The sequence below is a fragment of the Paraburkholderia haematera genome (assembly GCF_905220975.1).
GTDB lineage: Bacteria > Pseudomonadota > Gammaproteobacteria > Burkholderiales > Burkholderiaceae > Paraburkholderia > Paraburkholderia haematera.
This window is the reverse complement of the sequence record NZ_CAJNBK010000021.1, coordinates 52,000-65,777: the sequence shown is the minus strand read 5'-3', so window position 1 is coordinate 65,777 and position 13,778 is coordinate 52,000. Positions and strand designations below refer to the sequence as shown.

General features: G+C 62.3%; 15 protein-coding genes. 8 read left to right on the top strand and 7 right to left on the bottom strand.

What is annotated here, in order from left to right; genetic code table 11:
• The first annotated feature begins 163 nt into the window (after window positions 1-163).
• Window positions 164-2,668 carry a GcvT family protein gene (locus KHO23_RS26975; protein WP_211614764.1) on the top strand — a complete coding sequence of 835 codons (2,505 nt, stop codon included), beginning with the start codon at window positions 164-166 and terminating at the stop codon, window positions 2,666-2,668.
• On the opposite strand, the gene KHO23_RS26970 is transcribed toward KHO23_RS26975, so the two are convergent.
• From KHO23_RS26970 to KHO23_RS26960, 3 genes are all read right to left on the bottom strand, one after another.
• Complete coding sequence (locus tag KHO23_RS26970) at window positions 2,665-3,204, bottom strand: cytochrome b (protein WP_211614761.1); 540 nt, start codon at window positions 3,202-3,204, stop codon at window positions 2,665-2,667. The two genes, KHO23_RS26975 and KHO23_RS26970, sit on opposite strands and share 4 nt — an antisense overlap.
• Entirely contained in the window at window positions 3,201-4,292 is a 1,092-nt protein-coding gene (locus tag KHO23_RS26965) for a catalase family peroxidase (protein WP_211614759.1), read from the bottom strand. The genes KHO23_RS26970 and KHO23_RS26965 overlap by 4 nt, the downstream gene beginning before the upstream one ends.
• Window positions 4,293-4,406: 114 nt before the next feature.
• Window positions 4,407-4,676 (bottom strand): DUF4148 domain-containing protein, encoded by a 270-nt coding sequence (locus KHO23_RS26960; RefSeq protein ID WP_211614757.1) that lies wholly within the window; start codon window positions 4,674-4,676, stop codon window positions 4,407-4,409.
• A gap of 167 nt (window positions 4,677-4,843) precedes the next feature.
• Here KHO23_RS26960 and KHO23_RS26955 point away from each other — a divergent pair, with 167 nt between their 5' ends.
• The 3 genes from KHO23_RS26955 (at window position 4,844) to KHO23_RS26945 (ending at window position 7,056) form a co-directional block, all read left to right on the top strand.
• Window positions 4,844-5,569, top strand: a complete 726-nt coding sequence (locus KHO23_RS26955; RefSeq protein WP_211614858.1) for an anti-sigma factor family protein — start codon at window positions 4,844-4,846, stop codon at window positions 5,567-5,569.
• Between the two features lie 144 nt (window positions 5,570-5,713).
• Window positions 5,714-6,232 (top strand): sigma-70 family RNA polymerase sigma factor, encoded by a 519-nt coding sequence (locus tag KHO23_RS26950; protein WP_211614755.1) that lies wholly within the window; start codon window positions 5,714-5,716, stop codon window positions 6,230-6,232.
• Entirely contained in the window at window positions 6,229-7,056 is an 828-nt protein-coding gene (locus KHO23_RS26945) for an anti-sigma factor family protein (protein WP_211614753.1), read from the top strand. Before KHO23_RS26950 ends, KHO23_RS26945 begins: the two co-directional genes overlap by 4 nt.
• 42 nt (window positions 7,057-7,098) lie before the next feature.
• Here the strand turns inward: KHO23_RS26945 and KHO23_RS26940 are convergent, their stop codons facing one another.
• The 3 genes from KHO23_RS26940 to KHO23_RS26930 form a co-directional block, all read right to left on the bottom strand.
• Window positions 7,099-8,157 (bottom strand): lipase secretion chaperone, encoded by a 1,059-nt coding sequence (locus KHO23_RS26940; protein WP_211614751.1) that lies wholly within the window; start codon window positions 8,155-8,157, stop codon window positions 7,099-7,101.
• A gap of 4 nt (window positions 8,158-8,161) precedes the next feature.
• On the bottom strand, window positions 8,162-9,256 hold the full coding sequence (locus tag KHO23_RS26935) for a triacylglycerol lipase (protein WP_211614749.1): 1,095 nt from the start codon (window positions 9,254-9,256) through the stop codon (window positions 8,162-8,164).
• Between the two features lie 103 nt (window positions 9,257-9,359).
• Entirely contained in the window at window positions 9,360-10,295 is a 936-nt protein-coding gene (locus tag KHO23_RS26930; RefSeq protein WP_211614747.1) for an AraC family transcriptional regulator, read from the bottom strand.
• Window positions 10,296-10,503: 208 nt separating this feature from the next.
• Here KHO23_RS26930 and KHO23_RS26925 point away from each other — a divergent pair, with 208 nt between their 5' ends.
• The 3 genes from KHO23_RS26925 (at window position 10,504) to KHO23_RS26915 (ending at window position 12,195) form a co-directional block, all read left to right on the top strand.
• Window positions 10,504-11,442, top strand: a complete 939-nt coding sequence (locus tag KHO23_RS26925) for an NmrA family NAD(P)-binding protein (protein ID WP_211614745.1) — start codon at window positions 10,504-10,506, stop codon at window positions 11,440-11,442.
• A gap of 26 nt (window positions 11,443-11,468) precedes the next feature.
• Complete coding sequence (locus KHO23_RS26920; protein WP_211614743.1) at window positions 11,469-11,678, top strand: hypothetical protein; 210 nt, start codon at window positions 11,469-11,471, stop codon at window positions 11,676-11,678.
• A gap of 103 nt (window positions 11,679-11,781) precedes the next feature.
• Window positions 11,782-12,195 (top strand): SRPBCC family protein, encoded by a 414-nt coding sequence (locus KHO23_RS26915; RefSeq protein WP_211614741.1) that lies wholly within the window; start codon window positions 11,782-11,784, stop codon window positions 12,193-12,195.
• A 193-nt stretch (window positions 12,196-12,388) separates the two neighbouring features.
• Here the strand turns inward: KHO23_RS26915 and ribA are convergent, their stop codons facing one another.
• Window positions 12,389-13,039, bottom strand: coding sequence for a GTP cyclohydrolase II (gene ribA / locus KHO23_RS26910; protein WP_211614855.1), 651 nt, complete (start codon window positions 13,037-13,039; stop codon window positions 12,389-12,391).
• A 289-nt stretch (window positions 13,040-13,328) separates the two neighbouring features.
• Here ribA and KHO23_RS26905 point away from each other — a divergent pair, with 289 nt between their 5' ends.
• Window positions 13,329-13,772, top strand: a complete 444-nt coding sequence (locus KHO23_RS26905; RefSeq protein ID WP_211614739.1) for a CBS domain-containing protein — start codon at window positions 13,329-13,331, stop codon at window positions 13,770-13,772.
• The last annotated feature ends 6 nt before the right edge of the window (window positions 13,773-13,778 follow it).

The window sequence follows — 13,778 nt, the reverse complement described above, 5'->3', positions numbered from 1 at the left end:
TGCCTCCAATGGATATTAACCTACTTGGTTATAAAATGGTAGTGCTGCTGCTTATTGCCAGTGCAACCGCCGCCTCCTTTGATCGCACGCGCACCAAATCGATCATTGCTTTTTGCCAAATTTTGTTGCAATCTACGCGCATCAATTCAACTCATTTCCACATATGTCCACATCCATCCCTGCCCACGCCCGTGTCGTCATCATTGGAGGCGGCATCATTGGCTGCTCGGTCGCCTATCACCTCACCAAACTGGGTTGGACCGATGTGGTTTTGCTGGAACAAGGCCAGTTGTCTTGCGGGACCACCTGGCACGCGGCCGGCCTCGTCGGCCAACTGCGCGCGCAGGAAAGTATGACCAGGCTGATCCGCTACTCGACCGCGCTCTATGCCGAACTCGAAGCCGACACCGGTCTCGCGACCGGCTGGAAGCAATGCGGCTCGCTTTCAGTGGCCCGCACGGCTGAACGGATGACCCAACTCAAGCGCACCGCCGCCGTCGCGCGCGCCTACGGCGTAGCGTGTGACGTGATCAGCCCGCAGGAAGCCGGCGATCTATGGCCGGTGATGCGCACCGACGACCTGCTCGGCGCCGTCTGGCTGCCCGGTGACGGCAAGGCGAATCCCACCGATCTGACCCAGGCCCTCGCCCGCGGCGCCCGCACGCGCGGCGCACGCATCGTCGAGAACACCCGCGTCACGGCGATCCATACGCGCACGGCTCTCGAAAACAAGACCAACGGCACAACCGGCGCGCGCGAAGTCAGCGGCCTCGCGTGGCGCAACAAGGACGGCGAGGAAGGCACGATCGGCGCGGATATCGTCGTGAATTGCGCGGGCCAGTGGGCCAAGGCGGTCGGCCGCCTGTGCGGCGTGACCGTGCCGCTGCACTCGGCCGAGCACTACTACATCGTCACCGAACGCATCGCCGGGGTGCATCCGGACCTGCCGGTCATGCGCGATCCGGACGGCTTCATCTACTTCAAGGAGGAAGTGGGTGGTCTCGTGATGGGCGGCTTCGAGCCGAACGCGAAGCCCTGGGGCATGAACGGCATTCCGGAGAATTTCGAATTCCAGTTGCTGCCCGACGACTGGGATCAGTTCGAAATCCTGATGGAAAATGCGCTGCAACGCGTGCCCGCGCTCGAAACGGCGCAGGTGAAGCAGTTCTACAACGGCCCGGAGTCGTTCACGCCGGACAACAACTTCATGCTCGGCGAAGCGCCGGAATTGCGGCGCTTTTTCGTCGGCGCAGGTTTCAACTCGATGGGGATCGCGTCGGCGGGCGGTGCGGGCATGGCGCTCGCCGAATGGATCGTCGCGGGCGAACCTACGATGGACCTGTGGCCGGTCGACATCCGCCGCTTCGCGCGCTTTAACGGCAACGACACGTGGTTGCACGATCGCGTGAAGGAAACGCTCGGCCTGCACTATGCGATGCCGTGGCCGAATCGCGAACTCGACAGCGCGCGGCCGTTTCGCCGCTCACCGCTCTATTCGCTGCTGCGCGACGAAGGCGCCTCTTTCGGCAGCAAGATGGGCTGGGAGCGTGCCAACTTTTTCGCGCCGACACCCGCCGAGGCACAGATCGACTACGCGTTCGGCCAGCAGAACTGGCTGCCGTGGAGCGGCGCCGAGCATCGCGCATGCCGCGAAGGCGTCGCGCTATTCGACATGACGTCGTTCTCCAAATTTCTCATCAAAGGACGTGATGCGGAAAGCGTGCTGCAAGGCATTGTCACCAATGACGTCGCCGTGCCGCCAGGCACCACGGTCTATACCGGCATGCTCAACGAGCGCGGCACCTACGAATCGGACTTCACGCTGACGCGCCTCGCCGACGATCAATACCTGCTCGTCACCGGCACCGCGCAAACCACGCGCGATTTCGACACCATCGAAAAAGCGATTCCGCACGACAAACACTGCACCCTGGTCGACGTCACCGGGCAATACGCCGTGCTCGCCGTGATGGGCCCACGCTCTCGCGAGTTGCTGCAAAGCGTGTCGAAGGCGGACTGGAGCAATGAGGCGTTTGCGTTCGGCCAAAGCCGCGAGGTCGATCTCGGCTACGCGACGGTGCGCGCCACGCGTCTCACCTATGTCGGCGAACTCGGCTGGGAGCTCTACGTGCCGGTGGAATTCGCAGTGGGTGTCTACGAAACGCTGCACGCCGCGGGCACGGCATTCGGCCTCGTCAATGCGGGCTACTACGCGATCGATTCTTTGCGCATCGAGAAGGGTTATCGCGCGTGGGGGCGCGAACTGACTCCCGATACGAATCCGTTCGAAGCGGGTCTGTCATTTGCCTGCAAGCTCGACAAGGACATTCCTTTCCGCGGCCGCGAAGCGTTGCTGAAATTGCGCGCCGAACCGCAGCGCCGCCGGATGGCGGTGCTCACCGCCGATGGCGCCACCGATCGCATGCTATGGGGCGGCGAAGCCATTCTGCGTGACGGCAAGCCGGTCGGCTTCGTCAGTTCGGCGGCATTCGGGCACACGCTCGGCTGTCCGGTCGCGATGGGCTATATCAACAATCCGGATGGCGTTGCCGATGCGGCGTATCTGAACAGCGGCCAATACATGATCGACGTCGCCGGCGATCTGTTGCCGGCGACCGTGCATCTGAAGGCGCCCTACGATCCGCGCTCGGAGCGGGTGAAGCGCTAACGCCCACCGCGCGCCATGCTCGAAAACACGCCATCGCGGCGGATCAATCCATGAAGTAACGCCGCCGCGAGATGCAACAGCACGGTGGCAAACAATGCAAATGCGAGCCATGTGTGCAGCGCGCGCAGCACCGCGAACAATTCGACGTTATGCGGCGCGATCGGCGGCAAATACAGCGGACCATATAGCGTGACCGGGTATCCCGCTGCGGATAGCATCGCCCAGCCGATCAATGGCATCGCCGCCATCAGCACGTACAGCACGAGATGCGACAGTCTGGCGGCGATGCGCTGCGACGCCGGCATGTCTACCGGCAACGGCGGACTGCCGCGCCTGATCCGCACGCTCGCGCGCAGTATCACCAACAACAGCAGCGCGATGCCGAGCGGCTTGTGAATCGCGATCAGCGTGATATGCGCACGCGATACCGTCGCGACCATCCCCACCCCGATGAACAGCATCGCGACGATCAGCGGTGCCATCGTCCAATGCAGCGCTCGCGCGAGCGGACTGAAATGTGCGCGCGTCTGCTTCATGACTGGCCTCCGTTTGTCTGCGTTTGGTGGATCGCGGGATGCAGCGTTTCTTCGCGTGTGCGGCGCTTGTACGACAGCGCGTAAGCAGCCGAGCGTGCCGCGAGCAATGGATCGTTCGAAGGCCGGATGCCCGCCGGCAAGATGGTCGGATCGAAATTGACGTCGCGGCACGTACCGCCTTCCTGCGATGTCGAGCGATCGATCACCAGTGTGCCGGCATCGATATGCTGACGATCGTCGGGCCATTGCATCGTCGCGTCGTCGACGGGATCGCCGGGCTGGGCGACCGTCAGGATCAGATGCCAGCGTAACGGTCCGCTTTGCAGGCGCTGGTCGAGGTCGGCCTCGAGGAAATTCTTCCCGGCTTTTTGGGCATCGGTGATCGGCGCATATGGCGTTTCAGGCACCATCGACCAGCGCACCGCACGGGTATTGCCCGCACGGTCGGTAAACTGGAATGCGTTGATGCTGTAGTACGCGGCGTTCGCGAGACTCGATGACGGCGGATGCGCTTTCACCCACGCGCGAAACGGTTGGGTTTCCGGATTCGCGTCGTAAAACGCCTTCAGCTTCGCCGGGTCCGGTTTGCCGGTCGCGGCATCGGGCTTCGCCGCAAGCAGTTGCTGATAGAACTGCTCGGGCGTATGAACTGCGAATACGGGTGTCGAATTCATTCCCGTGCGCCACTGCTCGCCATTTTGCAACTGGAATAACAAGGCCATACTGCGCACCGGTGAACTGGTATCGGGCGCGGACGGGTTGCCACCCGGTACGGCAAAACGCCCCGTGACCGGCGTGCGGCCGGTAGCGAACACCGCAGCGCGAGACAACACCGCGCCGTCGCCGTTACTGTCGAAATAGCCCTCCACGCACAGGCCCTTTGCGTGGTTGCGGCGGTAGCCAGGATGCGGCTGGCCTGCCACTGCTTCGAATGTATTGATGAATCGCGGCGCAGAGAGCCGCGTGGGTGTCAGCCAGCCTGCCGTGTAGGCAAAGCCGCCGGCAAAGACTGCAACGACCGCGCCAATCGCGGCGAGCCGGCACGGCAGACATCGGGGTTCAGCGTTGGGAACGGATGGTTTTGTCATGACGACTCGTTGACTCTCGGAAAGATGCACTCATCGGCAAACACCGAAATCGGCGATCTATTCCATTGGATATCCGGCGCGTCCGTTCGAGACGCGCGCCGGATATCGATCCCTTCAATTGACGGCGCCCGTCGCCGCGCTGCCACTCGCGACGTGGTTCGCGGCGGCCGCCTTGGCGGCGAGTGCTTCTTTTTGATGCTTGACCTGCTGTGCGAAGACGGGATTCACATCCGGATACGATGAATCCGTGATGAAATCGAGGCCATTCTGTTGAGCTTCAATCAATTCCTGGTACACCTGAGCACGTGTCTTGCCTTCTGCAAATGCGCTCGACGAAGCAGCCAGAATGACCACGGACAATGCGGCAAAAACGATCTTCTTCATGATGAACTCCAAAGAGTTTTGTGCGGGTTTGCATGAGGGAGAACCACGGCTTTGCGGCTTTTATTCCTGCCTTGGCGTTACGCAAAAAACATATTTCGAATGGGGAATAAACCCGCTCCTGCCTGTGTTCGCCCATCGATAGCCGCAATCCGATGAACGCCGACACCATGACCTCGACCCACGCGCCCTCCGGCGCGCCACTTTCCGAAGCCGACATTCAGGCCTATGCCGACGGCACGCTGACGCCGGAACGCGCGGCGTTTCTGCGGGACTATCTGGGCCGGGATCCGGCCGAAGCGCGCCGAGTCGCGTTCTATGGCAGGTTGAATGCGCAAATGCAGCAGGCTTTCCAGACAACCGACGAGCCCGTGTCGAACCGTCCCGGAGGATGGCGCGGCGCGCTCGACCGGCTGAAGGCTGCAAGGCGTCCGCGCAAGGTGGTGAATGCGCTCGCGGCACTCGTTCTGACGCTGGTGGCTGCGAGCGGATGGTTCGCCGCCACCCAGATGTCCCAGCAGGCGCTCAACAATGCCGCCGTGATGGCGTTGGCGGAAGCCGCCGCCGCATCGTATTCCGCTGCGTCGCCGACTCGAACCGACGTATCCGCGCCGGAGCTCGCCGCAATCGGCTTGCGGCTCGTGGATCAAAGGGTCCTATCGCCAGGCCCGTTCCAACGCGCCAACGAATTCGTCTATCTGAACGGAGACAGCCGGCCCGTCGTGGTGATTTCCACCCTGGCCCTGCTGGCGCCGGCCCAGCCGCAATGGACCGCCCGCCGCATTGGCGAGATCCGGCTGCTGACCTGGACGGCGCAGCGCCAGCGCTTTGTGGTCGCCGGCGACGCCCGGACCCACGGCTTGATGCGCGCCGCCGACGTGATGACCATGCGATAAGGCCACTTCAGGTTTATTCGCAACGTTGCAAAAAACAACGGAATAAAATTCGTCCACGCGTGTTTCCACCTCGAATACGCGTGGTGATTCAATCGACGGCCGCCCACCCGGCGCCTACGAGAAGCCCCACGATTGGGATAGAAAATGGATGTCCGTGACGAGTTGATGGAGCATGTGCCGCGCTTGCGGCGCTACGCGCGAGCGCTGATCAACAATCGCGATCTCGCCGACGATCTGGTGCAGGACACACTCGAACGCGCGCTCGGCCGCACGGGCATGTTCCAGCCTGGCACCGACCTGCGTGCGTGGCTGTTCACGATCATGCATAACGTGTTCGCCAATCAGGCGCGCAAGGCTTCAGCGCGTGCCGTCCACGTGGCAGTCGACGACGACAGCGTCCAAGAAAGCGAATTTGCCGTGCCGTCCGATCAGACCCGTTCGCTGGAAATGCGCGACCTCGACTATGCATTGCAGCGCCTGCCCATCGAACAGCGCGAAGTCGTGCTGCTGGTCGGCCTCGAGGAGATGAGCTATGCCGATGTGGCGCTCGCGCTGAGCATTCCGCTCGGCACGGTGATGTCGCGTCTTTCGCGCGGGCGCGAGCGGCTTCGGGCATTGATGGCGGGCACGCAGCGCGGTGCAAAATTACAGGTGGTGCGATGAGCAACCAACACACGCCGATCGGCGAAGACGACCTGCACGCCTATGTGGACGGCGCACTGTCCGACGAACGACGCGCCGCGGTGGAACGCGCGCTCGAACAGAACCCCGAGTTGGCCACACGCATCAGCGATTATTTCTCGCTGAACAACATGTTTCATGAACGCTATGACCGCGTGCTGAGCGAGCCTGTGCCCAAGCGTCTGCAGGCGCCTCCGGCCAGCGGGCGCCGCTGGCGCATTGCCGCCAACTGGCCGCAGTTCGCCGGAATGGCCGCGGCGCTGGTGATCGGCGTGGGTATCGGCGTGGGTACGCATAGGGGACAGGATGTCTTGGCGCCAGCCGCAAGTCACTCGGATACGCGGCCCGTCAGTGCCGATAGTTCCGAGTTGTTTGCACGGCAAGCCGCGGTGGCGCATGTGGTCTATATGCCCGCCGTCGACCGTCCGGCCGACATGAATGCCGATCACGAACAGGATTTCGTGCAGTGGCTCTCCAACCGGCTCGGCACCGACGTGCATCCGCCGATTCTTTCGAAGAGCGGTTTCAACCTGTCGGGCGGCCGCCTGTTGCCGGGCGCCGATGGGCCGACTGCGCAATTCATGTATCGCGGGCCAAACGGCGAACGCGTGACGTTGTGCATTTCGCATCGTCAGGTGAACGCGAATACCACCGCGTTCAAGCTGTATCAGGACGGGCCGGTGAACGTGTTCTACTGGGTCGACGGTGACTTTGGCTATGCCGTGTCAGGCGGGATCGATCGCAAGGTGCTGTTGCAGCTCTCGCACGACGTGTATTCGCAGTTGACGGGCGCGGCGCCGGGCTGACTGGCCACGCCGCACCGCACCGCACCGCACGCGATAGAGCGTTCAGTTTGCGGAACCGCTGCCGCGATCGAGCGACGCCGCGCGCAGGGCGTCGCTAGGGTTGCTGAAGAACTGCTGACGCAGTTGCGCGATCTGCGCATTGCGTTGCTGAGGCGGCAAATCCTGTTTGTCGATCTGCGCGCGCTGGCTCGAGTAGTCCGCATAGCGAGCTTGCCAGGCGTCGTCGGCTTGCTGCATCTGGACGACGCGCTCTGCCGCTTCAGGCCCAAGCGTCTGTGTGATCTGCGCACGCATGGCGTCGAGCGAACCGCCCTGCTTCTGCGCCTGACCGATCGCATCGAGTGCCGCCTGCTGCTGGCGTGCACGCTCGTGGGCGGCACGTGTTTCCGGTGGCAGTGCCGTGTCGAGTGCGGCGAGACGCGCCGCTTTCTGCGCGTCGCTCAACGAGCTATCCGAGGCGATGCGCAGGCGCGCCACATCCGTGTGTTGCTGCCGCGATTCGGCGCCGAAGAACGGCTCGCTCCATTCGCCCATGAGCCGCACACCTATTGCGTCGCGCTGATCGAGCGAAAGTTGCAGCGCGTCGAGGTCCAGCTTTGCACCGCTCTGATTGGGGTTTGAGGAGGTTGGCGGCAATTGTGCGAGCGCCGTGAGATACGCGTTGTAGCGCTGCCAGAGCGTCACCGCTTCGGCGGCGGCTGGCGTGCCGTCGAGTTGAGCCGCAATCTGGCGCCGCACCAATGCGTCTAACGCCGTGGCGGAGATTTCGTTTTGCGTCGTCAGGAAGTAATCGAAGAATTCACGGACCGCATGCGTGCGCGCGAGGTGGCCATGGCCATCGGTTGGCAAAGGTGGCGGTGACGAGCCTTCGAGCGAAGCGGGCAATGTGCCGGCCGTCGCTGCGCCGGCGGTCGGGTCCTGGCCCAAAGCGCGCGCCGGTTGCGCGGAACTCGCCGCATTCCCCACGTGCAGCGCCGACGCATCATGCGCGGGCGGCGGCCGGTTCAGCCAGAACGCCGCGCCCGCCGACACCGCGCCCACCGCGACGAAAGTCAGCCACTGCGTCCGCGCACTGCCCTGCTGCCGATCCAATCGCCGCATCCGTTCACACGCCCTGTGTCTTCAGCCGGTTAGCCTGCGTGCGGATCACCGCCACCGGATCCGCTGCATTCGCGCCGCGCACGCCGAGCAACTGGTTGATTTCGTCGAGATGATTCCACTTGTAGCTGGTGCCGAGCACCTTGCCGTAGAGCGCGCTGCACACCGAGACGAGGCCGTCGTTCTGCCCCGACTGGCGGCTCAGCATGATGGCACCGGTGCCGTACAAAACGAGTGTCGACGGATCGAGCAGGTCGGCGGAATCGATGGGCGCGACGCTGGTGTCGGTGGCGCCCGGAATGCCGAACAGCGAGGTCGGTTGAATCGCACTGCCCGCCCACGAGTACAACAGATGCGTGTTGCCGTTGACGGTTTCAGTCGCCGCACCGGTTTGACACGAACCGGGCGCACCCAGGCCGGCACTCGGATAGCGCAAGTTGTACGCCGCGGCGTTTGCCGTGGTCAACGTTTGCAGCGCGGCTACTGCATTCTGGTTGGTGTTGTGACTGCTACTCGTCAGGATGCCGAATATATTCGCGAAAGCGCCGATGATCGGTGTCGAGAGACCGGTGGGGTCTTTTTGCAACACGTCCTGCACGAAATCGGCGAACTCGGAGCCGCGATGCGGCGTGCCGATCGTGGTGACCGACGCAACGAGTTCGGGCGCTACGGCCGCGACGTAGCGCGAGGTCAAGCCGCCCTGGCTGTGGCCGATCAGATTCACCTTCTGCGCACCGGTTGCGGCCAGGACCTGCTTCACATAAGCAAGTAGCTGTTCGCCACGCCCGTTAGGACCGTCGTCGCTCTGAAAACCCGAGAGGTTCGCGACATACACGGTTGCGCCATGCTGCTGGAGATCGGACTGAATGCCGTACCAGTAATCGAGCACGCCGAGATATTTGTCAGTGCCTGTGAGGCCATGTACGAGGATGATCGGATAGCGGGTTGCCGCGTAATCGTCGGTGCCGGTGCTTGACGTCGCCGCAACCGCGCGATCGATGCCGGCTGGTGTGGCGAGCGTCAGAAGAACGGCGAGCGGCGCATTGGCGACAGCAGCAGCGATCGCCCAGGCGACGATGCGAGAACCCTTCGATTTCGACATGTGACGGCCTCCGGTTGCGAAGTCCGCATTTAGCTATGGAAATCGGCTGAGGGCAATAGAGCGAGAACTCCAAACGGGTTATGCTGCGGTGCGGTTTCAAGGATTAGCGGGGTGTGGCGATGCGGCGGGCATTGAAGGGATCGAGGTCGATAATGCTGCCTGGATTGCCACTCGCCTTGACCAGCTCCCGCGGCGTCACCCCCAACAACCGCCCCATCCAATGCGCCATATGACTCTGATGCGCAAAGCCCGTCTCCAACGCGATCTGACTCGCGCTCAGCCGGCCGTGAAGCAAAAGCGCTCTCGCCCGCTCCACCCGCCGCTGCACCACATACTGATGCACCGGCATGCCGAGCGTTTCGCGAAACAGCACCTTGAAATGCGGCACGCTCAATTCGGCGTGCTCAGCCAGTTCGTCGAGCGTGAGGCGTTGATCCAGGTGCGCTTCGATAAACTCGATCACGCGCGCGGCGGTCTTCGGCGCAAGCGTGCGGCGTTTGTCCTCGAGTTTGTCAAGCACCGGCGCGCTGCCGATCAGCCGCACCACCATCGCCGTACACAGACTTTCGGCATAAAGCGGATCTGATGCATCGTCGGCTTCGAGTTCGGCGCGCAATGCCCACGCCAGATGCTGAAAGCGCGGGTCGCGCATCTGGAACTGCGGGCGAAGCCGCGCTTCGCTCGTCTTCAACTCCAACTGTTCGACGGTCCGCTGTGCGAAGTCTTCGTCGATCCACACACTGAAAATCGTGCAGGCGGATTCATCGGTCCACTGCCCGTCGAGGCCTGCGGGAATCACATCCGCATCGCCATGCGCCTGAATCCGCGAGTAGCGCCGCTCGTTGCACAGGCAACGCGCCCTGACCGGCGCACCGACATGCACCCCCACGCGATGATGCTTGAGCGCCGGAATCCGGTGCAGGCCGGCCGACACGTTGACCAGTTCCGCGCCGAAGCCCCGCCACCCGAGTGCCTTGCTGGAGCGCAATGCGATGCGGGAACCGCTGTGCGGCTGCGGTATCGGTGTCACGGCGTTCATTGCGTCTCCTTGTGGATAACAGCCAACATGCGTGCATTGTCCTGCGTTTTTTGTGGCTTTGCTTGGGCTCGCACCGCATCAGCTTGCATGCTGCGCCGCCACAAAGCAAAACAATCATCCGAATCTGCGCACGACGATCCGTGCCCGCGCGTTTCCGTTTCCCCGCCTCCCTAAGATGGCGACATACCGACCCAGGAAGGAGCTCAACGTGTTTGTGATCTTTGGAGCAGCAGGCAATGTAGGCAGAGTGAGCGCCGCGGCTTTGCGCCGGGCAGGCCGTGAAGTGCGCGCGGTGGTGCGTAACAACAGGCAGGGCGCCGTGTTAGCGGACATCGGCTGCGAAATCGCCATTGCCGATCTGCTCGACCCAACCTCGGTAGCGCGCGCTATCGAAGGAGCCTACGCGGTACAGATGCTGTGCCCGGTGCCGCATGCAGATGCCGATCCCGTAACCACAATGCGGCGCATGATCGACGTGAGCGCGGACGCGTTGCGCGCCAACCCGCCGCAACGCCTGCTCGCGCTCTCCGACTACGGCGCGGAACACGCGAGCGGCACCGGCATCACGACGCTGTTTCACTACCTCGAAACCCAGCTTGCGCCCGTCGCCTCGCAGTTGACGTTTCTGCGAGCGGCCGAACACATGCACAACTGGGGTCGCGTGCTGCCGATCGCGCTCGCCAGAGGCGTGCTGCCAAGTCTGCATCATCCATTGAGCAAGCAGTTTCCGACGGTCGCCGCACAGGATGTCGGCTTGCTGGCCGCCGAACTATTGCTCGACGACAGACCGGCGAAGGTGTCGCCACGGGTAGTGAGTATTGAAGGTGAAGCGCGCGTCAGTGCGTTAGACGTCGCACGCATACTCGGTGAACTGGCGCACCGTCAGATCGAGGCCCATGAAGTGCCGCGTGGCGAATGGGCCGCCATGCTCCACGGCGCAGGACTCGGCGAAAACCACGCGCGTCTCATCACGGATCTGTACGACGCGCACAACGCGGGTCGCATTGACGTCGAAAGCGAGATCAGCGAACGGCGCTTCGGCGCGACCGCGATAGCGGACGTGTTCGCGGCGATCCTCGCGCGCGCCGGTGCAGCCTCAACTGCTACTTCAACTGCAACTTCAACAGCAACCACGGCGGCGCGCTGAACGGCACGCGTGATAGGAGAAACGGCATGCATACCTGCCCCTTGCTGCGCGCATCGATGAAATCGCGGAAAATCGTGGCGCATCGCCCCCTGCAAGCGCGCGGAACTACGAGCACTCGTAACTGGACAGCGATCCTTGCGATCTCGGATTATCTTGCGGGACTGATCGGCTGGCGAGCGCTTCGGGATACGCTCAACGCTATTCCCGATAGCAACGACGATTTTGGCTTATTCTGATTCGCTGCAACTCGGCTCGGATTGAAGCATCTCGGTTCAAGCGCGGCAGTTTTGCGGCATTATCTGGACACCCTATTCGCAACAGCAAACGAAAGACTAAAACATGCCCACGAAAATCACCGTCGAAACGCTCATCAATGCTCCTGTCGCCAAGGTCTGGAATGCTTACACAACGCCGAGCGATATCAAGCAGTGGAACACGGCGTCTGACGATTGGCACACAACCCAATCGACTGTCGATCTACGCGTCGGCGGCATTTTCTCATCACGCATGGAGGCCAAGGACGGTAGCGTCGGCTTTGATTTCGAAGGAACCTACACCAAGGTGGTACCTCAGGAATTGCTTGAGTTCTCGTTTGGCGACCGCACTGCATCCGTGGAGTTCATAGCGGGAGCAAAGGGCGTGACGGTTCGTGTCGTGTTTGATGCTGAATCGGAAAATCCCATCGAACAGCAGAAACAAGGGTGGCAATCCATCTTGAACAATTTTGCAAAGTTCGTTCAAGCGAGGCAGTAAAGAGGCGCCAAAAGACTAACGACCGATGCGTTTCGAGATCGTGTTGCCAGCCAGAGCTACACCTTGACCTGGCGTCAAGCGTTGCGCCTGAAATACGCCGAAGCCCACCAGCATAACGACACAATAGATTGACGAAATCGACGCCATAGCACCGGCCGCCGTTTGCAAAACGCGGCCGGCGCTCATGCGCCGCTTATTCGTTTTCGTCGAAGTAGTGCCCAAACTTCAACTGTTTGGTGCGGATATAGCGCTCGTTTTCCTCGCGCATCGGAATCGCCAGCGCGACCCGCTCGCATACCGGAATGCCATGCTTCGACAGCGTGTCGAATTTTTCCGGATTGTTGCTCATCAGGCGCACCGAGGTGACCTTGAGCGTGCGCAGAATGCCCGCTGCCGAATCGTATTCGCGCGAGTCGTCGGGCAAGCCGAGATCGAGATTGGCCTCGACGGTGTCGCGGCCCTGCTCCTGCAGCGCATAGGCGCGAATCTTGTTCGACAGGCCAATGCCGCGCCCTTCGTGGCCGCGCAGATAGAGCAGCACACCGCAGCCTTCGGCTGCGATATAGCGCAGCGCCAGATCGAGCTGTTCGCCGCAATCGCAGCGATACGAGCCGAGCACGTCGCCCGTCAGACACTCGGAGTGCAGGCGCGTCAACACGGACGACTGGTTTGCGACATCGCCCATTACGAGCGCGAGATGTTCGGCGCCGCTTTCGCACACACGAAACACGTAAGAGGTGAACGTGCCGTAGCGCGTGGGGAGCGTGGCGGTGGCGTCGAGGACGACGCACTCGCCGTTGATTGCGCCGTCAGCAGCTTGCGACGGATCGTGAGACGTGAGCATGGCGTTGGACAATGGGGCTGACATGAACCCGAGCAATCCGGGGATAAGGTATGGACTGGGAGTTTACCGCTAATCGGCCTAATGCACCCGGATTGCACCCGGATGTCCATGCGCCGCGCAAGGAACCGCTGCGCCATCGGGCCGCTCGCGGGGCTAAACCCGGCCGGATATGCCGCGCCACAGGTATTCCCGAAGTACTTCGGCCGCGCGCCAGGCCTATACTGGAATAGCCTGTCCCTGACGACAGCGCGCCATATCGGCGTGCTGCACTGCGAAACGGAGCCGCTCCATGACAAGCGTTGCACAGCTTCTTAAAACGAAACCGAACAACACGACCGTTTTCACGGTCGAGGCCGACGATTCCGTCTACGAGGCAATCAAGCTGATGGCCGAAAAAGGCATCGGCGCATTGGTCGTGACAGAGGGCGACAGCATCGCCGGAATCGTGACGGAGCGCGACTACGCGCGCAAAGTCGTGCTGATGGACCGCTCGTCGAAGGCCACGCCGGTGCGCGACATCATGAGCAAAGCCGTGCGATTCGTCCGTCCCGATCAGACCACCGAAGACTGCATGGCCCTGATGACCGAACGGCGCATGCGCCACCTGCCGGTGATCGAAAACGACCGTCTGGTGGGCATGGTATCGATCGGCGACCTGGTGAAGAACATCATCGCCGAGCAGCAATTCACGATTCAGCAACTCGAGTTCTATATCCACGGCGAACGGCCCTGAGGTCAG